At 72.3% G+C, this 25453-nt stretch carries 20 protein-coding genes; 9 read left to right on the top strand and 11 right to left on the bottom strand.

The annotated features are described in order from the left end of the window. The first annotated feature begins 11 nt into the window (after positions 1–11). Complete coding sequence (locus HZZ00_RS17895; protein WP_180333132.1) at positions 12–1190, top strand: anhydro-N-acetylmuramic acid kinase; 1179 nt, start codon at positions 12–14, stop codon at positions 1188–1190. A gap of 31 nt (positions 1191–1221) precedes the next feature. Beyond that, positions 1222–4086 carry an FAD-binding and (Fe-S)-binding domain-containing protein gene (locus HZZ00_RS17890; protein ID WP_180333131.1) on the top strand — a complete coding sequence of 955 codons (2865 nt, stop codon included), beginning with the start codon at positions 1222–1224 and terminating at the stop codon, positions 4084–4086. Between the two features lie 222 nt (positions 4087–4308). Here HZZ00_RS17890 and HZZ00_RS17885 read toward each other — a convergent pair whose 3' ends face one another. Then, positions 4309–5313: an LLM class flavin-dependent oxidoreductase gene (locus HZZ00_RS17885; protein ID WP_180333130.1), complete on the bottom strand. Its 1005-nt coding sequence runs from the start codon at positions 5311–5313 to the stop codon at positions 4309–4311. 104 nt (positions 5314–5417) lie between these two features. Then, the gene (locus HZZ00_RS17880) at positions 5418–6602 is read right to left on the bottom strand and encodes an MFS transporter (RefSeq protein WP_180333574.1); all 1185 of its coding nucleotides are present in this window, start codon (positions 6600–6602) and stop codon (positions 5418–5420) included. A 116-nt stretch (positions 6603–6718) separates the two neighbouring features. Here HZZ00_RS17880 and HZZ00_RS17875 point away from each other — a divergent pair, with 116 nt between their 5' ends. Then, on the top strand, positions 6719–7480 hold the full coding sequence (locus tag HZZ00_RS17875; RefSeq protein ID WP_180333129.1) for a DeoR/GlpR family DNA-binding transcription regulator: 762 nt from the start codon (positions 6719–6721) through the stop codon (positions 7478–7480). A 215-nt stretch (positions 7481–7695) separates the two neighbouring features. Here HZZ00_RS17875 and HZZ00_RS17870 read toward each other — a convergent pair whose 3' ends face one another. Then, positions 7696–8550, bottom strand: coding sequence for an NAD(P)-dependent oxidoreductase (locus tag HZZ00_RS17870; RefSeq protein ID WP_180333128.1), 855 nt, complete (start codon positions 8548–8550; stop codon positions 7696–7698). 136 nt (positions 8551–8686) lie between these two features. On the opposite strand from HZZ00_RS17870, the gene HZZ00_RS17865 reads away from it, so the two are divergent. Further along, positions 8687–9535, top strand: a complete 849-nt coding sequence (locus HZZ00_RS17865) for a helix-turn-helix transcriptional regulator (protein WP_180333127.1) — start codon at positions 8687–8689, stop codon at positions 9533–9535. A 300-nt stretch (positions 9536–9835) separates the two neighbouring features. Beyond that, complete coding sequence (locus HZZ00_RS17860) at positions 9836–11356, top strand: glycoside hydrolase family 43 protein (protein ID WP_180333126.1); 1521 nt, start codon at positions 9836–9838, stop codon at positions 11354–11356. 60 nt (positions 11357–11416) lie between these two features. Here the strand turns inward: HZZ00_RS17860 and HZZ00_RS17855 are convergent, their stop codons facing one another. After that, positions 11417–13309 carry an arabinofuranosidase catalytic domain-containing protein gene (locus HZZ00_RS17855; protein ID WP_180333125.1) on the bottom strand — a complete coding sequence of 631 codons (1893 nt, stop codon included), beginning with the start codon at positions 13307–13309 and terminating at the stop codon, positions 11417–11419. Positions 13310–13531: 222 nt separating this feature from the next. Further along, a complete protein-coding gene (locus HZZ00_RS17850) occupies positions 13532–14380 on the bottom strand; it encodes a helix-turn-helix domain-containing protein (protein WP_180333124.1) in 849 nt (282 codons plus the stop codon). Positions 14381–14575: 195 nt separating this feature from the next. On the opposite strand from HZZ00_RS17850, the gene HZZ00_RS17845 reads away from it, so the two are divergent. Next, positions 14576–15499, top strand: coding sequence for an alpha/beta hydrolase (locus HZZ00_RS17845; RefSeq protein WP_180333123.1), 924 nt, complete (start codon positions 14576–14578; stop codon positions 15497–15499). Between the two features lie 173 nt (positions 15500–15672). Here HZZ00_RS17845 and HZZ00_RS17840 read toward each other — a convergent pair whose 3' ends face one another. The 5 genes from HZZ00_RS17840 to HZZ00_RS17820 form a co-directional block, all read right to left on the bottom strand. Continuing rightward, positions 15673–16893 (bottom strand): acyltransferase, encoded by a 1221-nt coding sequence (locus tag HZZ00_RS17840; RefSeq protein WP_180333122.1) that lies wholly within the window; start codon positions 16891–16893, stop codon positions 15673–15675. A 55-nt stretch (positions 16894–16948) separates the two neighbouring features. Then, a complete protein-coding gene (locus tag HZZ00_RS17835) occupies positions 16949–17944 on the bottom strand; it encodes an ABC transporter permease subunit (protein ID WP_180333121.1) in 996 nt (331 codons plus the stop codon). Further along, entirely contained in the window at positions 17941–18900 is a 960-nt protein-coding gene (locus HZZ00_RS17830; protein ID WP_180333120.1) for an ATP-binding cassette domain-containing protein, read from the bottom strand. Before HZZ00_RS17830 ends, HZZ00_RS17835 begins: the two co-directional genes overlap by 4 nt. Then, a complete protein-coding gene (locus HZZ00_RS17825) occupies positions 18897–19301 on the bottom strand; it encodes a GntR family transcriptional regulator (RefSeq protein ID WP_219014041.1) in 405 nt (134 codons plus the stop codon). The genes HZZ00_RS17830 and HZZ00_RS17825 overlap by 4 nt, the downstream gene beginning before the upstream one ends. 264 nt (positions 19302–19565) lie before the next feature. After that, the gene (locus HZZ00_RS17820) at positions 19566–19997 is read right to left on the bottom strand and encodes a MarR family winged helix-turn-helix transcriptional regulator (RefSeq protein WP_180333119.1); all 432 of its coding nucleotides are present in this window, start codon (positions 19995–19997) and stop codon (positions 19566–19568) included. Positions 19998–20102: 105 nt separating this feature from the next. On the opposite strand from HZZ00_RS17820, the gene HZZ00_RS17815 reads away from it, so the two are divergent. Then, entirely contained in the window at positions 20103–20657 is a 555-nt protein-coding gene (locus tag HZZ00_RS17815; RefSeq protein ID WP_306856175.1) for a phenolic acid decarboxylase, read from the top strand. A 224-nt stretch (positions 20658–20881) separates the two neighbouring features. Here the strand turns inward: HZZ00_RS17815 and HZZ00_RS17810 are convergent, their stop codons facing one another. Further along, entirely contained in the window at positions 20882–21901 is a 1020-nt protein-coding gene (locus HZZ00_RS17810; protein WP_180333118.1) for a LacI family DNA-binding transcriptional regulator, read from the bottom strand. A gap of 260 nt (positions 21902–22161) precedes the next feature. Between HZZ00_RS17810 and HZZ00_RS17805 the strand changes: the two genes are divergently transcribed. Both HZZ00_RS17805 and HZZ00_RS17800 read left to right on the top strand, forming a co-directional pair. Next, positions 22162–24135 carry a glycoside hydrolase family 127 protein gene (locus tag HZZ00_RS17805; RefSeq protein ID WP_180333117.1) on the top strand — a complete coding sequence of 658 codons (1974 nt, stop codon included), beginning with the start codon at positions 22162–22164 and terminating at the stop codon, positions 24133–24135. Between the two features lie 70 nt (positions 24136–24205). Continuing rightward, on the top strand, positions 24206–25450 hold the full coding sequence (locus HZZ00_RS17800) for an extracellular solute-binding protein (protein ID WP_180333116.1): 1245 nt from the start codon (positions 24206–24208) through the stop codon (positions 25448–25450). Positions 25451–25453: the final 3 nt, after the last annotated feature.

The raw sequence follows: 25453 nt of genomic DNA, 5'->3' as shown, positions 1-25453 counted from the left end.
CAGGAGGCGCCGTGCGTGTGATCGGTCTGATGTCGGGCACCTCGTTCGACGCCATCGAGGTCGCCGCCGCGGACCTCACCCTGGACGGCGAGACCCTGTTCCTCCGGCCCCTCGGGCATCTCTCCGTCCCCTACCGCGACGACCTGCGCGACCTCATCGCCGCCACCTTGCCGCCCGCCGCGACGACCACGCAGGCCATCTGCGCCCTGGACACCGGCGTCGGCCAGGCCTTCGCGGGCGCGGCCGCGCGCGCCCTGCGGGAGCTGTGCGACGGCACCGCCGACCTCGTGGTCTCGCACGGGCAGACCATGCACCACTGGGTCGAGGACGGTACCGTCCGCGGCACCCTCCAACTGGGCCAGCCCGCGTGGATCGCCGAGGCCACCGGGCTCCCGGTGGTCTCCGATCTGCGCAGCCGGGACGTGGCGGCGGGCGGGCAGGGCGCCCCGCTGGTCGGCATGACCGACGCGCTGCTGCTGCACGCCCTGCCCGGCACGCCTGCCGCGCTGAACCTCGGCGGCATCGCCAACATGACCGTGCTCGCACCCGGTGCCGAACCGCTGGCCTTCGACACCGGCCCCGCCAACGCCCTGCTGGACGCGGCCGTACGGCACTTCACCGGCGGCGCCGCCGCCTACGACGAGGACGGACGCAGAGCCGCCGCCGGCCGTGCCAACCCGCAGCTGCTGCGCGCTCTCCTGGACGACCCCTACTACCGCAGGCCGGCTCCCAAGAGCACCGGGAAGGAGCACTTCCACCTGCCCTACCTGCTCCGGACGCTGGAGGCCGCGCCCACCCCGGACGCCGATGACGTGGTGGCCACCCTGACCCGGCTCACCGCCGTCACCGTGGCCGACGCCTGCCGCGCCCACGAGGTCACCGAACTCGTCGTCTCCGGTGGCGGCACCCGGAACCCGGTGCTCATGCGCATGATCACTCAGGAACTGCCCGGCGTGCGGCTGCGTCCCAGTGACGACCTGGGCCTGCCCTCCGACGCCAAGGAGGCCCTGGCCTTCGCCGTCCTCGGCTTCCTCACGGTGCACGGGCTGCCCGGCACCCTGCCCTCGGGCACCGGCGCCCGCCACGCCACGCTGCTCGGCAGCATCACCCCCGGCTCGGCACCGTTGCGCCTGCCCGAACCCGCCGTACGGCCGCCGCGCCTGCTGCGCGTCGACCGCCCCGCCCACTGACCGCCCACTGACCGCCCACCAGCGAGGATCCATGAGTCGCACCGCCGCCACCCCCACCCCGGCACCGGACGCCCCGGAACGGGCCGCCGGCCTCGCCGAGATGCTGGCCACGTGCGTGGGCGACCCGGCCCGGGTGACCACCGACGTGCCCCGCAGGGTCGCCGCCGCGCACGACGCGTCGCCCTACCTCTTCACCCCGCGGGCCGTCGTACGGGCCGCTTCCGCCGCCGAGGTGGGCGCGCTGATGGCCGGGGCCCGTGCGGCCGGTGTGCCACTCACGCTCCGCTCGGGCGGCACCAGCCTGGCGGGGCAGTCGGGCGGCGACGGCATCCTCGTGGACGTCCGCAGTCACTGGCGCGCCGCCGAGGTCCTCGACGACGGCCTGCGCATCCGCCTGCAACCCGGGCTGACGGTGCGTCAGGCCAACGCGCGGCTCGCCCGTCACGGGCGCAGGCTCGGCCCCGACCCGGCGAGCGAGTCCGCCTGCACCATCGGCGGCCTGGTGGCCAACAACTCCAGCGGCATGACGTGCGGCACCCGCGACAACGCCTACCGGACCATGGAGTCCTTGCAGTTCGTGCTGCCCTCGGGCACCGTCGTCGACACCGCGGCGCCCGACGCGGACCAGGAACTGCGCGCCCGTGAACCCGAACTGCACGCGGGGCTGCTCAGGCTGCGCGACCGCGTCCGCGCCTCGGCACGCTCCCGCGCCACCGTCGAGCGGCTGTTCTCGATGAAGAACACCATGGGCTACGGCCTCAACTCGTTCCTGGACCACACCGATCCCGCGGACATCCTCGCCCACCTCATGATCGGCAGCGAGGGCACCCTCGGCTTCGTCGGCGAGGCCGTCTTCCGCACCGTACCCCTCCTGCCGCACACCGCCACCGGTCTGCTGGTGCTGCCCGGACTCGCCGAGGCCACCGACGCGCTGCCCGCGCTGCTGGCCGCCGGAGCCCGCACCGCCGAGCTCCTCGACGCCGCGTCTTTGCGGGTGGCGCAGCGCTCTGCCGATCCCGTCGACGAAGTGCGCGGCCTGCGCGTCGAGCGGCACGCCGCCCTGTTGGTCGAGTTCGCCGAGGACGATCCCGAGTCGCTCCGGGAACGGGTGGCCGCCGCGCAGCCGGTGCTGGACGGTCTGCCCACCGTCACCGGAACCACGCTGGTGCGCGACCCGCGCGTCAGGGCCCGCCTCTGGCACCTGCGCAAGGGCCTGTACACCGCGGTCGCCGGCGCCCGCCGTCCGGGCACCACCGCGCTGCTGGAGGACATCGCGGTGCCGATGGAACGGCTCACCCGCACGTGCGAGGGTCTGATCGGCCTCTTCGACCGGCACGGCTACCAGGACGCGGTGATCTTCGGCCACGCCCGCGACGGCAACCTGCACTTCATGCTCACCCAGGACTTCGGCTCCGCCCCGGAGATCGAGCGATACGCCCGGTTCACCGACGCGATGGTCGACCTCGTCCTGGACGCCGGCGGCACACTGAAGGCCGAGCACGGCACCGGCCGGGCGATGGCCCCCTTCGTCCGCCGCCAGTACGGCGACGAACTGTATGACGTCATGCGCGAGTTGAAGCGGCTGTGCGACCCGCACGGCGTGCTCAGCCCGGGTGTGCTCCTGGAGGACGACCCGGCCGCGCACCTGCGCAACCTCAAGAGCGTTCCCGAGGTCGATCCGGCCGTCGACGCGTGCGTCGAGTGCGGCTACTGCGAACCCGTCTGCCCCACGGCGGACGCCACCACGACGCCCCGCCAGCGCATCGCCCTGCGGCGCGAGATCGCGCTCGCCACCGCCGCCGGTGACGACAAACGCCGCCGCGCCCTGGAAGCCGACTACGCCTACGCGGCCGTGGACAGCTGCGCGGCCGACAGTCTCTGCGTCACCGCCTGCCCGGTCACCATCGACACCGGCGAGGTGATGAAGCGCCTGCGCGCCGAACGCCACGGTGCCGCCGCACAGCGCGCCGGAAGCGTCACGGCCCGGCACTGGGCGGCCGCGGTCCGGGGCGTGCGCCTCGCGCTCGACGCGGCACATGCCGCGCCCGCCCCGGCCGTACGCGCCGCGACCGGCGCCGTACGGCGGCTCGGGGCCGGGGAGCTGGTGCCCGAATGGGCCGACGACCTTCCGCGCGGCGGCCCGGCCCGTCCGGCGCCCCGGCGGCCCGTGGCGGCACGGGCGGTGTTCTTCGCCGCCTGCATCGGCAGCGTCTTCGCCGCGGAAGGCACCTCCGACGGCGCGGCGGCGGCCTTCCTGCGGCTGTGCGACCGGGCGGGTGTGCCCGTCGTCGTGCCCGAGGGGCTGTCCGGCCTGTGCTGCGGCACCCCATGGCAGTCCAAGGGCTACACCGCCGGCCATCGCACCATGGCCGCCCGCACGCTGGAGGCGCTGTGGGAGGCGAGCGACCGGGGCCGGCTGCCCGTGGTCTGCGACGCGTCCTCCTGCACCCACGGCCTGGAGCGACTGCCCGGCGCCCTCCCGGAGTCCGAACGCGCCCGCTTCGCCGCCCTGCGCTTCGTCGACAGCGTCGTCTTCACGGCCGAGCACCTGCTTCCCGCGCTTCCCGAGCCCCGCCGCCTGCCCCGTCTCGCCCTGCACCCCACCTGCTCCACCGTGCGCCTGGGCATCGACGGCGCCCTGCGCACCGTGGCCGCCGCGGTGGGCGACGAGGTGACCGTGCCCGACAGCTGGGGCTGCTGCGCATTCGCCGGCGACCGCGGCCTGCTGCACCCGGAGGTCACCGCCAGCGCCACCGCCGCCCAGGCCGCCGAGATCACCGCGGGCGCCCATGACGCGTACGCCTCCTGCAACCGCACCTGCGAGATGGGCATGACCCGTGCCACCGGCCGCCCCTACCGGCACGTACTGGAACTCCTCGACGAAGCCACGGCCTGATCCACCAGGAGCAGCCCGCCTCCGCCTCCGCCTCCGGGCACCGTCGTCCTCGTCGAGCGGGTCGTTCACGGCCGGCAGCGGGAACCCCGCGATGGCCAGGCCCCGGTTGCCGGCGACGAGGGGCTGTCGGGCGTCGGTGGCATGCGACGACGCCGAGGAGGTCGAACGGCACGATGGGGCGGCGGGACTCGGCGAGGGTTCCTCCAGGTCCGGTGGTGGGTGTCAGGGGCGGCGGGGCAGGGCGCGGGCGAGGGAACCGAGGGATGCCAGGGGGTCGGGGCCGACGGGGGCGAGGACGACGCTGGTCGCGCCGGCCGCGTGACGGGCGGCGATCGCCGCGCGGGCCTGGCCGGGGGTGCCGGCGATGCTCAGCTCGCGGACCCAGTCGGCGGGCATGGTCCGGGCGAACGTGCGGCCGTCGGGGCAGGCGGCCCGGTGTGCGCGCAGTTCGGCAGCGAAGGGCAGGGGTTCGATGTGCGCGGCCCAGTCCGGCTCGCCGACGACCTCCAGCCCGGGGCGGACGCGGGTGAGGGCGGTTTCCTCGTCGTCGTCGACGGCCGCTGCGTCGTAGGTGACGATCTCCCGGTCGCCCGCCGCGGAGGCGGCGCCGCCGTCCATATGCTGCAGGGAGGCGGTGATGTAGGCGGGAGCGGCGGGTTCGGCCAGGAGGAGTCCGTCGGCGGCTTCGCCCGCGACTCGCTGTGATCGGGGGCCGCGCACGCCCAGGACGACCGGCGGGACGGCCTCCGGATGGGGGGTCTCGGTGAGGACGACGCCTTCGCAGCGTACGTAGCGGCCGCCTGCCGGCCCGGGTTCGCCTCGCAGGAGCAGGCGCAGGGCGGTCGTGTATTCCTTGATCAGTGTCAGGGGGCTGGCGGGCCGGTTTCCGGCCTGGCGCATCCAGTCGGGCATGCCGTGGCCGATGCCGGCGATCAGGCGCCCGGGGTGGAGCTGGGTGAGGGTGGCCAGTTCCATCGCGGTGAAGCACACATTGCGGGCGCCGGCGGGCAGGATGCCGATGCCGACGGTGATGTGCGTGGTGGCGGCCATGACGGTGGCGGCCTGGGCGATGCCGCCGCGCCAGCCGAGGTCTTCCACCACCCAGATCTGTTCGAAGCCCAGTTCTTCGACGCGCCGCGCGTACGGCACCACGTCATGGGCGGGGAGGTCGCGGGGCAGCAGTACGCCGACGCGGCCGCGGGCGGGCTGGGAGTGGGGCTCGGGCATCAGGGGCTCCTTCGGGAACGGCGGTGGGTTTCGGCCTCCCGGTCCTCGGGGGCCGGGGGTGGGGGCTTGTGCGGCACGGGGTCAGGTCCGTGCCGCACAAGCGGTCAGTGGATGCCGGCTGCCCTCTCGCTCTCGCGGGTGTGGTCGGCTCCGGTGCGCAGGACGCGGGCGCCCACGGCGGTGGTCACGCACAGCAGGGTCAGCAGGACGAAGGCGTGGTTCAGGGCGACGAGACGGGTCAGCCAGCCGATGACGGCGGGGCCGGCGAGCATGCCGACGTAGCCGAGTCCGGCAACGCGGGAGACGTTGGCGCCTGCGGCCGCGGGGTCGGCGTGCCCGGCCGCGCTGAACAGCTGCGGTACACAGCCCGACAGGCCCAGCCCGAACAGTGCCCAGCCGGCGAACGCGGCCCACATCCACGGGCCGAGGGCCACGAGTGTGATGCCGGCGGCGGCCGTGGCCGCGCCGCAGCGCAGGATCGTCATGGAGCCGAACCGGGCGACGAAGCGGTCCGCGAGCAGCCGGCCGAGGGTCATGGCCGCGGCGAAGGTGCCGTACGCGAAGGCGGCCGTGCCGGCGGGGGCACCGAGGACGTCCTTGAGGTGCAGGGCGCTCCAGTCGTTGGCGGCGCCTTCGCACAGCATGACCATCAGCGCCAGGGCGGCCAGCAGCCAGACCCGCCCCTTGGTGCCGCGGTGCCTGGCGGCCGGTGCCGCGTCGGGCTCCGTGGCGGAGCCGGAGCCGGCGTCGGGACTCTCGGCGGCGGGCAGCAGGGCGCGTGCCGAGGCCAGGGCGATCAGGATTCCCACCGCTCCCATGGTGGCCATGCCCGCGGCCGGGTTCAGGCCCGCGCTCGCCGCGCCCGCTCCGACGAGCGAGGCGAGGACGCCGCCGACAGAGAACGTGGCGTGGAAGCCCGACATGACGGGACGGCCGTACGCCTTCTCCACGTGCACGGCGTGGGCGTTCATGCTCACGTCCAGGCAGCCGTTGCAGAACCCGAAGACCAGCAGCGCGCCGGCCAGCGTCCACGGATCCCGGGCGAGAGCGGGCAGGACCAGGGCGGCGCCGCACAGGATGCCGCCGGCGGGGACCACGACGCGGGAGCCCAGGCGGTCGGTCAGGGGGCCGGCCACCTGCATTCCGACGAAGGCTCCGAGCCCGAGCAGCACCAGCAGGCCGCCGAGGGTGGCATGGCTGATGCCCACACGGTCCTCGACCGCGGGGATGTGCACCACCCAGATGCCCATCAGGGTGCCGCACAGGACGAAGTAGACGTAGGTGGCCACACGGGCGGCTCGAAGCGATCCTTCCACGCCCCCACCGTAACGAACATCAGGCTTGTTCGATAGGCGGGCTACTGAACAGTTTGGTTGTTTGTTTTCTGGTGGTGTTCAATCGCGGTATGAGCAACGCAGACCGGCACGGACTGATCGCGAAGGCGGTCAGGGACTCTGGCGGCGCCACGGTCCAAGAGCTCGCCGAGCTGACCGGCGCCTCGGAGATGACCATCCGCCGCGACCTCGACACGCTCGCCGCCCAGGGCGTCCTCGAACGCGTCCGCGGCGGGGCACGCACCCTGCTGCTCCGCGGAGAGGAGCCCCCCTTCGCACTGCGCGCCCACGAATCGGTCGACGCCAAACGCCGGATCGCGGCCGGGGTCTCCGCACTCATCGCCAACGGCGAGAGCGTCCTGCTCGACAGCGGCACCACCTGCCTGGAGGTCGCCCGCCTCCTGCGCGAGCGGCCCGTCACCGTGATGCCGCTGTCCCTCCAGGCCATCCATCTGCTCGGCGAGACACCCGGCCCGGCCACGCTGGTCGTGCCCGGCGGACAGCCCCGCGCCGCCGAGGGATCCCTCACCGGCCCCCTCACCCTCGCCTCCCTGGCCGCCCTGCGCTTCGACACGGCCGTCATCGGCTGCTGCGGACTGAGTGCGGCCGACGGCCTGACCGCCTACGACCTCGACGACGCCGCGGTGAAGAAAGCGGGCATCGCCTCGGCCCGCCGCACCATCGTCGCCACCGACGGCGCCAAACTCGGCCGGACCGCCTACGCCTACGTCGGCCCCGCCACCCTTCTGCACACCCTCGTCACCGACACCACCGCACCCGCCGAAGAAGTCACAGCACTCGAAGGCGCGGGCACCACGGTCAAGGCCGTCTGACCGCGCGAGGCCATCGAGATCGGCCTACGTGTCACCAGCAGACTCCGACGTGATCAGCGTGGTGCACGCGCTGCCGGAGTTCGGGTGTCCGCCCTTGTCGCGCCGACCACGGGTACCTGGTGCCACCGGCTGCCGCACCCCCGGGTGGCCGTGGGCGCGGGAGGGCGATGCCGGTGGCCGGAACGGGAGGGGTGGGCTGCCGGGCGCAGCGACCGTCACAGGGCTCCGGCGTCCCGGGCCGTCCAGACGCTCGGGTAGATCGGCCGGAAGCCCAGCTCCCGGCGGATCCGCTGGTTGGACACGATCCCGAGCCACGGGTCGGGATCCGTGAGCTCGTGGAGCCCGGCGGGTACCTCGACGCCGTTGACTTGATACAGCTCGATCGTCGTGACGGGGGCGTCATCGGCGATGTTGTAGATCCGGCCGGCGATGCCCGGAGCGTACAGCAGACGCATCAGGCCCTGGGCGGCATCCGCGTGGTGGACCATCTGGAGGCGCTGGTGCGGCGCCCAACGGGCCGCCCAGTGCAAGGAGTCGGCGAGGTGCGGGTCGCCCTCGCCGTAGACGAAGGAGAGCCGTCCGATGCGTACGTCCAGGCCCTTGAGCGCGAGCAGTTCGCGCTCGGCCTCGGCCTTGGACTCGGGGTAGACGCCCCACATCGAGCCGCCCGGCCGGCTCTCGTCCTCCTCGGTCAGCGGGCGGCCCCGCCCGAGGCCGTACACGTTGTTCGTGCTGACCTGCACGAACCGCTCCACGCCCATGGCCTGCGCGGCGCGTCCCAGGGCCACCGCGGCATCCCGGTTGACGGCCCACGCCTCCTCGGCCGGCACCCCGCGGAAGGAGGCGGCGACGTTCACGACGGCGTCCACGCCGGCGAGCGCCTCGCCGAGTGTCTCCTCGTCGCGCATGTCCCCCACGGCGATCTGGGCGCCCAGCTCCGCGAAGCGCTCGCCGCGGGCCGCGTCCCGCACCAGGACTCGCACCTGCTCGTCCGGCTGCCGCTGGGCCAGCAGCCTCGGCACGAAGCGGCGTCCGACCTGTCCCGTCGTACCGGTCACCAAAGTCAGCACGATGTGCTCCTCACGTCCTGTGTCGCCTGTCGTCGACGATCAGCCTCGGACCACGCGGGGACGAGCGGGAGAGACCTCCTCATCAGGGGATCGCGGGTCCCTGGCTGAGCAGGCCCGCCTCGCGCACCCTTAAGGGGTGAACCGAGCCGAACTCGCCGACTTCCTGCGCCACGCACGCGCCCGCCTGGCCCCCTCCGACGTGGGCCTCACGACCACGGCCCGCCGCCGTACGCCGGGGCTGCGCCGCGAGGAGGTGGCCCAGCTGGCCGGCATGTCCGTGGACTACTACACGCGGCTGGAACAGTCCCGGGGCCCCCGCCCGTCCCGCCAGATGCTCGCCGCGCTGGCCCGCGCCCTGCGCCTGACGGAGGACGAGCGCGACCACCTCTTCCACCTCACCGGGGAGGAGCCGCCGCGCCGGGAGGCGACCAGCACGCATGTACGCCCCGGCCTGCTCCTTGTGCTGGACCGGCTGCATGACACCCCGGCGATGGTGGCCACCGACTGCGGCGAGGTCCTGGCCCAGAACGCGCTGTCACGTGCGCTGAGCGGAGATGCCCTCGCCCGCCCGCCCCGAGGACGCAACATGATCCGCCGCTTCTTCCTGGACCCGGCGGCCGGCGAACTGTTCCCGCCCGAGGACCGCCCGGAGCGCGCCCGCGAGCTGGTGGCCGGCCTGCGAGCAGTGGCCTCGGCCCGCCCCACGGACCCCGAGCCCGCCGCCCTCGTCGCCGAACTACGCGGCGCGAGCGTGGAGTTCGCGCACCTTTGGAACGAACACGAGGTCGCCGTACGCCGCGCCTCCACGAAGCGCTTCCGGCACCCTGCGATCGGCATCCTCGAACTCGACTGCGAGGTCCTCGTCAACTCGGGCCACAACCAGCAACTCGTCATCCACACGGCCCGCCCCGGCACGGAGTCGTACGAGCGCTTGCAGCTGCTGCGGGTGGTGGGCTTGCAGGACCTGACACCGACAGGCCGCTGACCACGTGCGTGACCAATGCCCAGCGCGTATTTCCTCGGCCGGCAAGCCAGTCGAATGGACGTGGCCGTCCGACCAGTGATCACCGATGCCGTGTGGGACCGGATCAGCCGCTGACGACGTCTGCACCCGAGGGCGACAAGGGGCTGCTCGTCACCTGCGCACGACCGTCTTGACGCCCTGTCAACGCCACCCTACGGTGGCGCACCGTCGGCCTTACAACGATGCAAAGCGATGTCCCGGCGTGACCGCGCCGGGCTTCCCCCACCTCTGTGCGAAAGCGCTCCCCCAAAGGAGTCCCTCATGCGCACGCAGTCCCGCACCGTTCTCCCCCGGTCGCGTCCCCCTCGGTCGCGCCCGCGGCGTCTGCTCGGCGTGCTGGTCGCGCTCGGGCTGGTCGTCGTCGCGCTGAGCGCCGTACGCCCCTCCCCCGCCACGGCGGCCCGGGTGGACGGGCCGGCGGTCCGGCCCGCGGCCCAACGGGCCGCCGCCGTTGGCACGTTCCGCAACCCGCTCAACACCGGGCCGGACCCGTTCATGACGTACTGGAACGGGAACTACTACCTCACCACCACCCAGGGCGGCAGCATCCGCATGTGGCGCTCGCCGTCGCTGAGCACCCTGCTGACCGCCGATCCCATCACCGTGTGGGCCGACACCGACGCCTCGCGCAACCGGGACGTGTGGGCACCCGAGTTCTACCGGTTCGGCGACCGCTGGTACCTGTACTACACCGCCGACGACGGCACCGACGACCACCACCGGATCTACGTCGCCGAGTCCGACCGCGACGACCCGGCCGGGCCGTACCACTTCAAGGCGAAGCTGGCGCCGCCCAACCACGCCGCCGACTTCGCCATCGACCCGGGCATCCTCCAGCACAACGGCCGCCTCTACCTGGCCTACAGCGGCATCAACCCGTACCAGCACAACGGTCTCAACATCGCGCCCCTGTCGAACCCGTACACCGTCTCGGGCGACGCCGTCGCGATCGACGCGGCCGGCGGGTGCTCCGAGGTGCGGGAGGGGCCGGAGTTCCTGTACCGCAACGGCCGTACCTGGATGACGTATTCGACCTGCGACACCGGCAAACCGGACTACCAGGTGTGGATGATGTCGCTGCCGTCGAACGCCGACCCGCTGGTCCCCGGCAACTGGACGCAGCATCAGGGGGCGGTCTTCTCCCGCGCCGACGACCACGGTGTCTTCGGGCCCGGCCACCACGCCTTCTTCACGTCCCCCGACGGCACCCAGGACTGGATCGTCTACCACGCCAAGACCACCTCGGCCTACACCTACACCGACCGCACCACCCGCGCTCAGCGCATCGGCTGGAACGCCGACGGCAGCCCGGACCTCGGCGTCCCGCTCGCGACCGGCGCCACCCAGGACCTGCCGTCCGGCGACCCGGGACCGGGCGCCTACTGGATCAACGACGACGGCCGTTCCAACGGCGCAGGCAGCGTCGCCTACACCGGCTCCTGGAACTCGGGCACCGGCTGCGCCGCGCAGTGCTTCTGGGGCGACGACCACTGGAGCGACCGGGCCGGGAACACAGCCACGTTCACCTTCACCGGCACCCGGATCGCCCTGCTGTCCGTCCGCGACACCGGCAACGGCTACGCGGCGCTCAGCATCGACGGCGGCGCCGAGCAGCGTCTCGACTACTACGGCGCGATCCGCACCGGCGAGACGCTCCAGTTCCTCAGTCCTCGCCTGCCCTACGGCCGGCACACGCTGCGGGTGCGGGTGACGGGCGAGCACGACGCGCAGTCCGGGGCGTCGTTCGTCAGCGTCGACCGCGCGGAGGTGTACGTCGACTGAGTCGAGGAAGTGAGGGTACGGGCCGCAATCCGGCCCGCACCCGCACTTTCTGACGTCAGGTCAGGTCAGTGTGAACCGCTGTGCCGCCGAGCCGTTGCAGTCCCAGATGCGCAGCCGGGTGCCGTTGGCGGTCGCACCGTCGGGCGAGTCCAGGCACCGGCCCGACTGAGGGTTGAACAGGGAACCGTCCGAGCGTTGCTGCCAGTTCTGGCCGCCGACGCCGTTGCAGTCCCACAGCTCGACCTCGGTGCCGTTGGCGGTGCCGTTGCCGTTGATGTCCAGGCAGCGGCCGAGCGAGCGCAGCGAGCCGTTCGCGTTGTGGTACCAGTGCTGGTCGACGGCGTAGGACTGGCAGTCCCACAGTTGTACGGCGCTGCCGTTGGAGCCGCTGTCGTCGGCGGCCACGTCGAGGCACTTGCCGCCGGGGGCGGCGACCGGGGCGCCGCCGTTGACGGAGAACTTCTGTGCCGTCGAGCCGTTGCAGTCCCAGATCTGCAGCCGGGTGCCGTTGGCGGTCGCGCCGCTCGGCGCGTCCAGGCAGCGGCCCGACTGGGGGTTGCGCAGCGAGCCGTCGGCCTGCTGCACCCACTTCTGACCGCCGACGCCGTTGCAGTCCCACAGCTCGACCTTGGCGCCGTTGGCGGTGCCGTTGCCCTCGATGTCCAGGCAGCGGCCGATGGTGCTCAGGGAGCCGTCGGCGTTGTGCTGCCAGTGCTGGTCCTCGGCCCAGGTCTGGCAGTCCCACAGCTGTACGGCGGTGCCGTTGCCGCCGGTGTCGTCGGCGGCGGCGTCCACGCACTTGCCGCCCGGCCCGGTGACGGTGCCCTGCGGGCCGTTGGGCACGTCGGTTTCGCCCGCGTAGCCGACGGAGACGATGTCGGCCTGGACGGCGTTCTCGGCGGCGTCGCTCGGATAGCCGGAGACCATGACTCCCTCGAAGAAGGTGCCCCGGTTCCAGTTGCTGTTGTCACCGCCCGTGCCCAGGATGATGCCGCCCTCCTGGTGCATGGGCTTGTAGCCGCCGCGGGTGGGCAGTCCGCCGTCCCACCAGGTTGTCAGTGCGCCGGTCTGGGAGTTGCCGCCCTTGAGGGCGTACTTCGTCTGTCCGTCGTTCTTCAGCAAGGCAGTGACGAACGGGCTGTTGTTGCCCCGGTTGGCGGTGTTGGAGCCGTTGTCACCCTGGAACATGCCGTTCTCCAGATCGGCCTCGACCCACGGACCGGAGCCGGTGCACGGTGCGAAGTAGCACGTGGTGGCGATGGAGACGGCGTCCATGTGGCCGTTGCCTGTGTCGGCCGGGGTGCTCTCGGCGTTGCCGTAGTCGAAGCAGCAGTCGGAGCCGACGTGGGTGCCGGAGGCCACCATGTAGGCGCCCTCGGGCCGGCCGTCGACGGCGACGCCGGAGGCCACGCCGGTGTAGCGGTAGCCGACGCCCGGAGAGATCCAGATGCCGTAGACCTTGTGGCCGCCGGCGGTCACCGCGATCTCGCCGGCGTCGGCGCCGCGGTCGGCGCCCATGCCGGAGGTGCCGGCCGGGCCGGGGGTGAGGTCGTTGTGCCGGGAGGTCTGGTCGTAGACCTTGGTGATGCGGCACGTGGTGTTCTGACAGAACACGTCCTGCTGGGCGGCGTCGGCGTAGCCGCCGGGGGCCAGCAGTCCGATGTCGGCGCGGGCTCCGTCGGAGGCACGTGTGACCTGGTAGAGGGGGCCGTTGTAGGAGGACAGCAGGGCGCGTGTGGTGCTGTGCGCGGCGACGCAAGGGGTGCCGGCCGCGCCGTAGATGTCGCACGGCAGCGAGCCGGCCGCCTGGGAGACGGCGGGGAAGGCGATCAGCGCGCCGAGGACGAGGCCGAGGGCGGCCACGGCGGACAGCACGTGCCGGAGCGGGCGAACCGCTGATCTCGTAACGAGGCGCGGGATTCCTCGCGCGGCGGTGGTGTGTGCTCTGCGCATGGTGTGCTCCCGTGACTGTGGGGAGGGGAATGGAGCTCGACCTGCCGATGCGGGGGCCGCGTTCGCGCCGCTCGGCACCTTCGCGGGAAGTTACGCGCACTGGTCGAACGCGTCAATATTTGTTGCTTCACTTTCCCCAGCTGCCGACAACACGTCTGAAACTGTTGTGTTCTGTTGATCCGAGGCTCGACCTTGCCTGTGCTTCCGCCTCAAGCCCGGAAGTTACGACGCCACCGGACTCATCGAGAGGAGGATGCCGAGGGCGTCGTGGGAGGGGCTGCCGGGTTCGGCGGTCAGGATCATCAGGCGCTGACCGGAGCCGTCGGGGCTGGTCCAGGTGTCGCAGTCGAGGGTGAGGGCGCCCACCAGGTGGTGGCGGTAGTGCTTGGTGCCGTAACCGGCGCTGCTGACGCGGTGTTCGGCCCACCAGGCGCGGAAGTCGGGGTCCTGGAGGGACAGTTCGCCGACCAACTGGGCAAGGTCCGGATCGTCGGGGTCGGCCGCTGCCTCCATGCGCAGCGCGGCGACGGCTTCCCGGGCGTCGTGGGCCCATTCCTGATGCAGTTGCCTGACCAACGGGTGAGTGAACAGCAGCCGCATGTAGTTGCGCCGGTTCGCGGGGAGGGCGGCGAAGTCGGTGTAGAGGGCTGCGGCCGCGGGGTTCCAGGCCAGGATGTCCAGGCGTTCGCCAAGGACGAGCGCAGGGGTCTCGGTGAGCTGGTCGAGCAGACGGCGCATGGCCGGGCGCAGGCGTTGGGCCGGCCGGCGGCGGTGCGGGCGGGCGTCGCCGCGGCCGGCGAGTTCGTAGAGGTATCGCTGCTGGTCCTCGTCGAGGCGCAGGGCGCGGGCCAGGGTGGTCAGCACCGGTACCGATGCCCGGACGCGGCCCTGTTCCAGCCGTGTGTAGTAGTCGACGCTGATGGCGGCGATCCGGGCTACCTCCTCGCGGCGCAGTCCGGCGACCTTGCGGGCGGAGTCCGTCTCGGGAAGGCCGCACTCCCGCGGTGTCAACTGGGCCCTTCGGGCCTTGAGGAAGGCGCCCAGCGCCCGGGAGTCGGAGTCTGCGGTCATGCTCCCCAGTGTCATCGCACCGCGACGGCCGCCGCACCTGTGCGAGGGGGGCAAGTTCTTTCCCGGGCACAAACCTGGCTCTCCCGCTCGTACGGAGGCCGGCGCAACGTGGATGGGTGCCCGGCAGGGTGCGGGCCCCGGCGCCGCCGCGCCGGTGCGTCACGAGACTTCGTCACCTCTCGGGGAGAGTGCCTCATGCCCAGGACCACCGTCAGCTTCGACAGCGCCGGCATCCCGCTCGTCGGCCACCTCTACACCCCCGACGCGCCGGCGTCGGGTCCGCGGCCGGCGCTCGTGGTCGGTCACCCCGGCACCGGGGTGAAGGAACAGACCGCCGGTACGTACGCGCGGCGGATGGCCGAGCACGGCTTCGTCACCCTCGCCTTCGACGCCGCCTACCAGGGCGAGTCCGGCGGCCTGCCCCGTGGCCTGGAGGACCCCGCGCAGCGGGTGGAGGACTTCAAAGCCGCCGTCTCCTACCTCACCACCCGCACCGACGTCGACGCCGACCGCATCGGCCTGCTGGGCATCTGCGCCTCCGGCGGGTACTCGCTGGCCGCCACCGGCGGCGACCGCCGTGTCAAGGCCGTGGCCACCGTGTCCACCGCCGAACCCGCCCGCCAGTTCCGTCTCGGCGCCGACGGCACCCAGGACCCGGCGGTCTTCCAGGCCCTGCTGGACGCTGCCGCCGCGGCCCGGAGCTCCGCCGCACGCGGCGAGGACCCCGGCACGCTGACCGTGTTCCCGGAGACTGCCGAGCAGGCCCGCGCGCTCGGCGGCCGGCACGGCGCCGAAGGCTTCGAGTACTACTGCACCCCGCGCGGCCGGCACGAACGCTCCGCGAAGGCCCTCGCCTGGGAGAGCATCGACAGGATGGCCTGCCACGACGCGTTCTTCGCCATCCCGTTGATCGGCCCCCGCCCGATCCTCCAGATCATCGGCGAACGCGCCGTCACCGCCTGGATGGCCGTGGAGGCCCACCAGCGCGCCACCGGCCCCAAGGAGATCCACTGGATCAAGGGTGCCGGCCACGTCGACCTCTACGACAGGAAGGAGTACGTCGACCCCGCCATCGACAAGCTCACCGACTTCTACACCACCCACCTCACCACCGACTGACGTGGACTCGGCGACGGGTGAGGACCTCAAGGACTACGATGCGCGCCCCCTCCGCGAGCCATCGAGCAAGCGGCCGCGTTCCGCCTGCCGCTCGGACCGGGCTGCGGGCCGGTGGAGATCGGGCCGAAGCGTGGGCAGGCGGGGCGCGTGTCCCGGCCGGGCACCGACATCGCCTACGGCCGGCAGACCGTCCCGGTGCGACCGGGCGGCTGAGGTACCGACGGGTCCGGTGGGGTGGCCTGGCGTGCCGCCGGGTCGTCCTCCGTCATGCCGATGTCGGACGCGAGCCGACGGCGCAGCCACGCGCCGAGTCTGCGGTCCACCAGGTGGTTGAGCGCGGCCGACAGGGCGAGCGAGAAGCACAGTCCGAGGGCGATGGCCGGGATCAGGCCCAGGGCGGGCACCGCTTTGAGCAGACCGCGCACGACCGGTATGCCCAGGCTCTGGTGGACCAGGTAGAAGGGGTAGGTCAGGGCGCCCGCGTAGACCAGCGCGCGCCAGCGCAGCCGGCCGAGCGGGCCGGGCCCGGACAGGGCGAGCAGCAGCAGGAACCCCGTGAGGATGGCGGCGCAGATCCCCCAGCCGGGCGTCCCGCCCCGGGCCGCCGGTTCCGTGTGCTCGGCGACCCGGTCGCCCAGCAGGGTCAGCGTGTAGCACCAGGCGAATCCGGTGAGCAGCCACAGCAGCAGGTTCGGTCCGAAGCGGTGCATCAGGTAGAGCGCCATGCCCGCGACGAACAGCCCGGCGTACTGGGTGAGCAGGAACTCGTCCATCACGCTGGAGTGCAGCTCGCGGCCGATGGCGGCGAGGGTCAGCCAGAGCAGGCAGAACGCGATCGTGCGGCGGTAGGTGAGACCGATCAGCAGCAGCACGGCCACCAGCAGGTAGAACCGGGCCTCGACCCACAGCGTCCAGGCGACCCCGTCGGTGGTGCGCAGCCCGAGCGGCCCGGGCAGCATGGTCAGGTTGCCCAGGGTGGTGCGCAGGTCGACGGGTGCTCCGGGCCGCTGTCCGGCGAGCCGGGCGATCCAGGCGACGACGACGATGGCGAGGACGACCGTCCAGTAGAGCGGGAAGAGCCGGGCGACCCGGGACACGGCGAACTGCGCCGGGGTGCGCCCCCAGCAGCTCATGCAGATGGCGAACCCGCTGATCAGGAAGAACGCCTCCACCCCGAGCCATCCGTAGCGGCTCAGCAGGTGCAGTACGGGGGCGGTGCGCGTCAGGTCGTAGGTGCCCCAGAAGTGCGGGGTGGGGGTGCCGAGGTAATGGTAGGCGGCCACCCCGGCCGCCGCGAGCAGCCGCAGCGCGTCCACGGCGGCGAGCCGGCCGCCGCCCGCCCTGCTCGTTCTGGGTGCGGCCGTCGGCGGGGCCGGTACAGCGGAGACGGACATGGTGAAGGTGTCCTTCGTCGGATGGTCTGCTGCATGGGGAAGAGGGACTGCCGGATCACGGCCGGCGACGCCGGACGGACCGGTACACGAGCAGGAGGGCCAGGGCGGTCAACGGCACCGTCAGCGCCGCCTGGGTCCACTGCATGGGCCACAGCTGGCTCGCGCTGTGGTAGACGTCGAAGACCCGTGAGCCGTCGGGGCAGCCCGTGGACCCGCACTGGGCGTACGACAGCCGACGGCCGTCGGGGGTGACCACGCCGTCCCGCAGCAGCCAGTCGTCGGGGGAAAGGTCGTAGCCGTGCGGCGGGAACCGGGTGAGGGTCGGCTGGAGGAAGCGGCGCAGCCAGGTCAGCAGGGACAGCACGCCCGCGTGGCCGAGCAGGGCGCAGACCATGGCCGGGACCGTGCGCCGGGTCAGCTCCCCGGCCAGCACCCCGATCGCGAAGGCCAGTACGGTCGCCGTCGCGAGAACGGGTCCGAAGGAGCTGTACGGCAGTGCCGCGAACGCCGAGGAGTCGTGGGTGAGCGCCGGCGAGGTGACCGTTCGCAGACGGGTGCCGAGGGCGGCTGCGACGAGGCCCGCCGCGGCGGACGCACCGCCCAGCACGAGGAGTTCGCCGGTGAGCCAGCGCTGCCGGGGCACCGACTGCGTCCACAGGAGCCGGTGCGTGCGGCGCTCGTATTCCTGGGCGAGCAGCGGCGCACCGAGCAGTGCCGCGGCGAGCGCGGGTACGACCACGAGGGCGGACTGCGCGTGCTGGACGGCCTGGAGCGTGTCGGAGACGTGCTGGACCGTGAGCTCGCACCGCTGGAGATAGGGGGCTTCGGCGCACGAGTTCGCGGCGCGCTCGGCTCGGACCCGCACCACGTCCCGCGCTGTGTGCAGCACCCACACCGCCAGCAGCGCCGACGACACGGTCAGGGCGGCGAGGGCGCCGCGATGGCGCCGCAGGCTCAGCCGGACCAGGGCCCGGAACCGCACGGGCTTCGGGCGCAGGGCCGGCCGGTGCAGCCGGACCGGGACGACCTGCGGGAAGGACGACACGGTCATGCCGCCACCGTCCCGCTGTCGTCGCCGTCGCCGCAGAGCCCGGGCCGCATGCCGGGGGCCAGCCAGCCCGCCACGGAGGGGGAGCGCAGGTAGGAGACCACCAGCTCCTCCAGACTGGGGAGTTCGGCGTCGGCCGCCGCGGTGTGCGTCCGCTGGTCCACCCGTACGAGCGTGAGGTGCCGCGGCTCGGCGTCCACCGGGTCCACCGGGTGCACCCGCCACGGCGCCGGCCCCGCCTGGCATTCCAGCAGGCCGAGCCGGTCGAGGAGCCGGTGCGCGGCGAGCAGCTCCGACAGCTCGCCGGCCAGCCGGATCCGGCCGCCGTCGATCAGGAGCAGGTGGTCGATGGCCTCTTCGAGGTCACCCAGCACATGGGAAGAGAGCAGGACCGTGCCGCCGCCCTCCGCGACGTCGCCGAGCAACAGGCCCAGGGCGGCTCGGCGCACGAGCGGGTCCAGATCGCTCAGCGGCTCGTCGAGCAGCAGCAGCCGGGGCCGCTTGCCGCGCGCGAGGGCGAGCGCCAGCAGGGAGCGCTGGCCGCCGGAGAGGGACCCGGCCCTGCTGCCGAGCGCGATCCGCCCCAACTCCAGTAGCTCCGCGGCTCGTTGGGGGTCCCAGCGGGGGTTGAGGTCGCGGCCCATGGCCAGCAGGTCGGCGACCCGCATCCGTGGGTACAGGGGGCGGTGCTGGTCGACGAAGGCGACCTCGCCGAGCAACGCGTCCTCGCCGGCGGGCTGTCCGAGCACGGTGAGCCGGCCCTCGTCCGGACGGATGAGCCCGGCCGCGGCCGACAACAGCAGGCTCTTGCCCGCGCCGTTCGGGCCGACGATGCCGCACACAGCGCCGCGCGGGACGCGGAAGGTGCAGTCGGCGAGAAGCTCCGCGCGCCGCGCGCCGCGCCCGGCGCGCAGCCCGACCCCCTCCGCCTGAACGGCGGTCGCAGCGAACGTCGTCACCGCGCCCGCCCCTCGGGCGCCCGGTCCGCGAAGCAGGTGTCCCCGACGGAGATGACCAGGGCCATGACGTCCTCCCGCTCCAGGCCGTGCTCCCTGGCGCGGGTCATCCACTGCTCCAGCTCCTGCCGCAGACCGGAGCCGTCGACCCGGTCGGCGCTGCCGAGCGTGCCCACCACGAACGTGCCCAGCCCGGTCCTGGACTCCACCAGCCCCCGACGCTGGAGCTCCTGATACGCCCTCAGCACGGTGTTGCCGTTCACCACGGCGCTCTCCACCACCTCGCGGGCGGTGGGCAGCTTGTCCCCGGGCTTCAGGATGCCCAGCCGCAGGGCCTGTTCGGTCTGCTCGACGATCTGCTGATAGGCGGGGGTGCCGCTGGATCTGCGCAGCTGGTACTTCATCAGGTAACCCTTTCCCTAATTGATTAGGGAAAGTAGTGACTGCCTCGGGAGGTGTCAAACCACGGGACCGGTGCCATCGCGCCTTCGCCCCGCCCCCGGCCGGGTCGACGCTCATGACCGGCTCTTCGACGGCTCCCTCCCCGCCGGCCACCGTCGCCGCCCGGCACGTCACCGGGCCCGCCGAACACCCGCCTTCCCGGCTCGGCACGCCGGGAAGGAAGCGGATTGGCGTGACGGCGCCGCACGACGGTGGCCGGGGAGGTCTCAGTCGTCCTCAAGGGCGACGAGCAGCTCGGCAAGGGCGGGCAGGGCGCGTTCGATGGCTTCACGGCTGTTCGGGGCCAGATTGGCCAGTGCGCCGTGCAGGGCGGCCGTACTGGTGCGGTCGTAGGTGTCGAGCATCTCCAGCGCGGCGGGTGAGGCGGTGAGGCGGACGGTGCGCAGATCGGTCACGGAGGGTTCACGCTCGACCAGACCGGCGGCGGTCATGGTGCGGACGAGGTTGCTGATCGTGGAGGGGGCCAGACGCAACCGGTCGGCGGCCTGGCGCGGTGACAGCGGTCCCGCTTCGGCGAGTGCCCGCAGTAGCTCGATCTGGGCTTCGGGCAGGTCGGGGAGGTCAGCGGTGCGTCGCGTGCGCAGTATGGCCCGGCGCAGCGGGCCGATCAGGCGGCCGAACTCGGTGGCAGTGTCCATGAAGCCGATTCTCTCGCACAGGTGGTTTTGTCGCAAAATAGTTTTGTGGCAAACTGAAGTGGTCGGACACGTCGAGCCGACGAGCACCACCCAAGGAGGTCACCCATGACGAACGACGGCACCACCGGCAACGGGGCCTTCCAGACCACCGTCGAGCAGCCCGAGCCCCCACAGGACATGTCCAAGATCGTCGGACACCGCTTCATATACACCTACGCCAACGGCTGGCAGTACGAGATGTACGTGAAGAACGACCGCACGATCGACTACCGGATCCACTCCGGAATGGTCGGTGGCCGCTGGGTCAAGGACCAGCAGGTCGATCTCGTCCAGTTGGACGATGACCATTTCAAGGTCTCCTGGAACGAGCCCACCGGCACTTCCGTCGCGGTCAACGTCATGCCCCGCAAGCGGCGCCTGCACGGTGTGATCTTCTTCCCGCACTGGGTCGAGGAGCACGGTGAGCGCACCGTGTGCTTCCAGAACGATCGCCTGGACGACATGCGCCGCTATCGCGACCAGGGCCCCACGTACCCGATCTACGTCGTCCCCGAGTTCGCGAAGATCACCCTCTTCGAGTACGTCGGCGCCGACGACGATTCCGTCATTGCCGTCGCCCCCGGCGACCTCCCGGCCGGCTGGTCCGACCGCACGAACTGACCGTCGCCGGATTCCTGTCACCGGCTGCGCCGCGCCGGATCAACATGGCCACCCGCCGAGGAGACGACCGCCCCCCCCGTCCACGCCTTCATCGCGGCAGCCGAGTCCCTGTCAGGTCGCGGCGGCAACCGGACGATGGGCACACGTCGACGTGCTGAGCGCATCTCCAGGTGCAAGGCCACTGGCGGGCGCTCCGCGCACAGCCGGACGGCACACGCGGCGACTCAGCTCGACTCGCGGACGACGAGGCGGCAGGGAACGGTGCACACGCCTGGCTCCGGATTGCCGCCGATGGCGTCGAGCAGCCGCAGGGCGGCCTGCCGGCCGACCTCCGCGAGATTCGTGTCGATCGTGGTCAGGGGCGGGCGGCAGGCCAGGGCCATGACGTCCCAGTTGTCATAGCCCACGACCGCCACCCTGCCGGGGACGTCCGTGCCGTTCTCGCGCAGCCTGTCGGCGACGCCCCTGGCGATCTGGTCGTTGCCGCAGAAGAAGGCGTCCGTGTCCGGTGCGGCGCGCAGGACCGCCTCGGCAGCGCGGCGCCCCCACGCCTCGCTCCATTCGCCGAAGTGGACCCGGCCGGTGGAGAGCGCCAGCGAGGAGTGTTCGAGCAGCTCGACGGTGTGCTGGGCACGGTCACGAGCGGCAGCGTGATGCGCCGGGCCGGTCACGTGCGCGATGCGGGTGCGGCCCGTCGCCAGCAGGTGCTCGACCGCCAGCTGGGCTCCGCTGCGGTCGTCGGACACGACGGACATGTCGTTCGGGTCGGTGGACGGCGAGAGGGCGTAGACCGTGGGGATCGGCTCGATGCCCGTCAGAGGAGGACGCGGGTCGGTGCGCCGGCCGGTCACGATGATGCCGTCCACCCGGCGGTCCATCAGGTTGCGCAGATGATGCTGCTCCCGGATGGCGTCGCCCCGGGTGTCGCACAGCAGCACGGAGATCTTCCCCGCGCCGAGCGCGTCCTCGGCGCCCAGCAGTACCGGAGTGCTGAAGCGGCCGATGCCGTCGGTCGTCATCAGCCCGACAGTCCAGCTGCGCCCCGTGTGCAGGCTCTGCGCATGCTGGTTGGGCCGGAAGTCGAGCGCTTCGACCGCGGCCAGGACCCGCTGCCGCGTCTCGGGCCGCATCCTGCCGTTGCCGTTCAGCGCTTTCGAGGCCGTCCCCACACTGACGCCGGCCAGCTTGGCGACATCGGCGAGCTTCGCCCGCCCGCCTTGGGGAGGCCCTGACACAGCGGTCACGCGCAATCCTTTTCCTAGACGACGTCAGTCATGCCCATCCTGGCACCCATCCAGCGCCCTGGCCAGTTTCCCGCAGCCTCCTGAGAAACGTGCCGCACTCCCTCTTGACTCACCCTCTCGGGCTCCCTACGTTTCCGGCAGAAAATCGTTTTCCCAAACGGGTACGAGGAGCGGAGCACCTCCGGGCCGTTCCCAGAGCGCACGACATCCCGCGTGCGCCGGACTTCACCCCGTTTTCCCGTCTACCGTCTCGGAGAGCCATGCCCCGTACACGTTCCGCCGTGCCCTCCCCCACGTGCCCGGCCCCCCTCTCAGCGGGGCACTCCCCCATGGGCCCGGTTCGCCTCGGTCCGGGTGCCAGGGCCGCGCTGGTCCCCGCCGCCGTCGAGGTGGGCGCCGGCTTCTGGCGCACCCGGAGGGAGGTGAACGCGCACACCTCCATACCGCTGGGCCCCGATCTGCTGGAGTCGGCGGGGAACTTGAACAATCTGCGGGTGGCGGCGGGCTCCGCCAAGGGCGAGTTCCAGGGCGCGTACCCGTTCGTGGACTCGGACGTCTACAAGTGGCTGGAGGCCGCGGCCTGGCAGCTCGCCCAGGGGACGCCCGGGGGCGACGGCTCACTCGCAGCGGACGTGGAGCGGATCGTCTCCCTCGTCGCGGACGCGCAGCAGCCCGACGGTTACCTGAACACGTGGTTCCAGCTGCTCAAAGGCGGCGAGCGGTACAGGGACCTGCGCTGGGGCCACGAGCTGTACTGCGCCGGCCATCTGATCCAGGCCGCGGTGGCCCACCACCGGGCCACCGGACGCCGTCGGCTGCTCGATGTCGCCGTGCGGTTCGCCGACCACATCGACAGCGTCTTCGGCCCCGCGGACAGCGGAAAGCCCCTCGACGGCGTCGACGGTCACCCCGAGGTGGAGACCGCCTTGGTGGAGCTGTACCGGGAGACCGGTGAGCGCCGCTACCTGGACCTGGCCGGCTACTTCGTCGACCGCTTCGGCCACGGCCTGCTCGGCGGCGAGGCGTACTGCCAGGACCGCGTCCCGCTGCGCGAGGCGACCGACGTGGAAGGGCACGCCGTACGTCAGTTGTACCTGCTGGCCGCCGCCACCGACCTGGCGATCGAGACCGGGGACGCGGAACTGCGCGCCGCCGCCGAACGGCTGTGGTCGGCGATGACCGCCACCAAGACGTACGTGACCGGCGGACTGGGCGCCCATCACGACGAGGAGGACTTCGGCGACCCGTTCGAGCTGCCCAACGAGCGCGCCTACTGCGAGACCTGCGCCGCCGTCGCCTCCGTCCAGTGGAGCTGGCGCATGGCCCTGCTCACCGGTGAAGCCCGCTACTCCGACCTGGTCGAGCGCACCCTCTACAACGCGTTCCTCGCCGGCGTCTCACTGGACGGCGAGCGGTGGCTGTACGTCAACCCGCTCCAGGTCCGCGACGGGCACACCGACACCGGCGGGGACCAGTCGGCCCGCCGCACCCGCTGGTTCCGCTGTGCCTGCTGTCCGCCGAACGTGATGCGCCTGCTGGCCTCCCTGGAGCACTATTTCGCCGGCGAAGACGCGGGCGGCCTCCAGATCCACCAGTACGTCACCGGCCGTTACACCGCACACGGTCTCACCGTCGGCTGCGAGACCGACTACCCCTGGCAGGGCGTGATCCGGCTGACCGTGGAGGAGGCGCCCGCGGACCGGCCCCGCGTCCTCTCACTGCGCGTCCCGCAGTGGTGCGGCGAGTTCCGTGTCCGGTGCGGGGAGACGGTGTACGACCAGGACGACGCGCCGGTCGACGACGGCTGGCTGCGGCTGGAGCGCGCCTGGGCACCCGGCGACGTGGTCGTTCTCGAACTCGGCCTGGAACCGCGGCTCACGGCCGCCGATCCGCGGGTGGACGCCGTACGCGGCTGCGTGGCGATCGAACGCGGGCCGCTCGTGTACTGCCTGGAGCAGGTCGACCAACCCGACGGCGGTCTGGACGACATCGTCCTCGACACCACACGCGCACTCATGGTGCGGCACCGTCCGGACCTGCTCGGCGGAGTCACCACGGTGGTGGCCGCGGGGCGCCGTCGGCCCGTCCCCGAAGCCGACTGGTGGCCGTACCACAGCGCGCGGACCGCCGACGGGCCGCGGGCAGCCGAGCACCTCGAACTGACCGCGATCCCCTACTACGCGTGGGCGAACCGTCAGGACGGCAGCATGCGCGTCTGGCTCCCCACCTCCTGAACCCGACGACCGTCCCCGGCTCCACCCCGCCCCCGCTCCCAGTGAGAAACGCCGAGACAACGAGGTCACCGTGAGAAACAGCCGCCGTAGCCTGATCACCGCCGTCGCCGCCCTCGGCGCACTCACCTCCCTGGCCGCCTGCGGTGGTGGCGCCCACTCCGCCGCGTCCGGGAAGGCCGGCGGGACGTACACCTTCTGGGACCCGTACCCGCAGTTCGACGCCTCCTCCGCCTGGGGCAGGCTCGTCACCAAGTGCGGCGGCGACGCCGGGGTCGAGATCAAGCGCACCGGCATGGACACCACGGACCTGGGCAACAAGGCGCTGCTCGCCGCCCAGCAGGGCAACGCCCCCGACGTCATGCTCGTCGACAATCCGGTCGTATCCACGCTGGTGGAGGCGGGAATCCTCAACAAGACCAGCGACCTCGGCCTGGACACGAAGCCGATCCAGAAGAACATCCTCGGCGCGGGAGAGATCGACGGCGCGTCCTACGGAGTGCCGATCGGTGCGAACACGCTGGCCCTCTACTACAACAAGAAGGTCCTGTCCGCCGCGCACGTCGACCCCGCCTCCGTCAAGGACTGGGCCTCGCTGACGGCAGCCCTGAAGAAGGTCAAGGCGGCCGGGAAGAAGGGCATCACCTTCTCCGCGATCAACACGGAAGAGGGCAGCTTCCAGTTCCTGCCCTGGTTCTGGGGCGCCGGCGGCGACCTCACCGAGCTGAACTCGGACGCGGGCGTGGCCGCGCTGTCCCTGTGGAAGCAGTGGGTCGGGTCCGGGTACGCACCCAAGGACGTCCTCCAGAACACACAGACCACCAGCTGGCAGCAGTTCGCCACCGGGGACTACGCCTTCGGCGAGAACGGCACCTGGCAGCTCGGCAACGCGGACAAGGCCGGTTTCGGCTACGGCGTCCTCAGCATCCCCGGCCGGAACGGCGGCGCGGCGCCCGTGCCGACCGGCGGTGAGTTCGTCACGGTCCCCGTGCAGAAGGACACCTCGCGCTACGGCGTCAGCACGAAGATCGTCACCTGCCTGACCAACTCCGCCAACCTGCTGACCACGGACAACACCCTGATGTATGTCGCCCCCACCGCGACGGTCCAGGCCGAGCAGGTCAAGTCGGACGCCAGGCTGGAGCCGTGGGTCAGGGCGGTGGCCGCGGCACGCGGTCGCACCAGTGGCGGTCTGGGCACCAAGTACCCGTCCATCTCGCAGCCGATGTGGACCGCCGTCCAGGCCACCCTTTCCGGCGGCAAGAGCCCCAAGGCCGCTCTCGACGCGGCGCAGACGGCCGCCGGCAAGGGCCACTGACGC

The organism is Streptomyces sp. NEAU-sy36 (genome assembly GCF_013423905.1).
GTDB classification, from domain to species: Bacteria; Actinomycetota; Actinomycetes; order Streptomycetales; family Streptomycetaceae; genus Streptomyces; species Streptomyces misionensis.
Note: the sequence above shows the minus strand (reverse complement) of the source record. Positions and strands in the feature narration are given on the sequence as shown.

Bases quoted from the DNA above. Each gene is read 5' to 3' on its own strand.
- HZZ00_RS17890 (WP_180333131.1), top strand. From the start codon at position 1,222: ATGAGTCGCACCGCCGCCACCCCCACCCCGGCACCGGACGCCCCGGAA.
- HZZ00_RS17885 (WP_180333130.1), bottom strand. From the start codon at position 5,313: ATGCCCGAGCCCCACTCCCAGCCCGCCCGCGGCCGCGTCGGCGTACTG.
- HZZ00_RS17875 (WP_180333129.1), top strand. From the start codon at position 6,719: ATGAGCAACGCAGACCGGCACGGACTGATCGCGAAGGCGGTCAGGGAC.
- HZZ00_RS17860 (WP_180333126.1), top strand. From the start codon at position 9,836: ATGCGCACGCAGTCCCGCACCGTTCTCCCCCGGTCGCGTCCCCCTCGG.
- HZZ00_RS17855 (WP_180333125.1), bottom strand. From the start codon at position 13,309: ATGCGCAGAGCACACACCACCGCCGCGCGAGGAATCCCGCGCCTCGTT.
- HZZ00_RS17850 (WP_180333124.1), bottom strand. From the start codon at position 14,380: ATGACCGCAGACTCCGACTCCCGGGCGCTGGGCGCCTTCCTCAAGGCC.
- HZZ00_RS17845 (WP_180333123.1), top strand. From the start codon at position 14,576: ATGCCCAGGACCACCGTCAGCTTCGACAGCGCCGGCATCCCGCTCGTC.
- HZZ00_RS17840 (WP_180333122.1), bottom strand. From the start codon at position 16,893: ATGTCCGTCTCCGCTGTACCGGCCCCGCCGACGGCCGCACCCAGAACG.
- HZZ00_RS17835 (WP_180333121.1), bottom strand. From the start codon at position 17,944: ATGACCGTGTCGTCCTTCCCGCAGGTCGTCCCGGTCCGGCTGCACCGG.
- HZZ00_RS17825 (WP_219014041.1), bottom strand. From the start codon at position 19,301: ATGAAGTACCAGCTGCGCAGATCCAGCGGCACCCCCGCCTATCAGCAG.
- HZZ00_RS17820 (WP_180333119.1), bottom strand. From the start codon at position 19,997: ATGGACACTGCCACCGAGTTCGGCCGCCTGATCGGCCCGCTGCGCCGG.
- HZZ00_RS17815 (WP_306856175.1), top strand. From the start codon at position 20,103: ATGACGAACGACGGCACCACCGGCAACGGGGCCTTCCAGACCACCGTC.
- HZZ00_RS17805 (WP_180333117.1), top strand. From the start codon at position 22,162: ATGCCCCGTACACGTTCCGCCGTGCCCTCCCCCACGTGCCCGGCCCCC.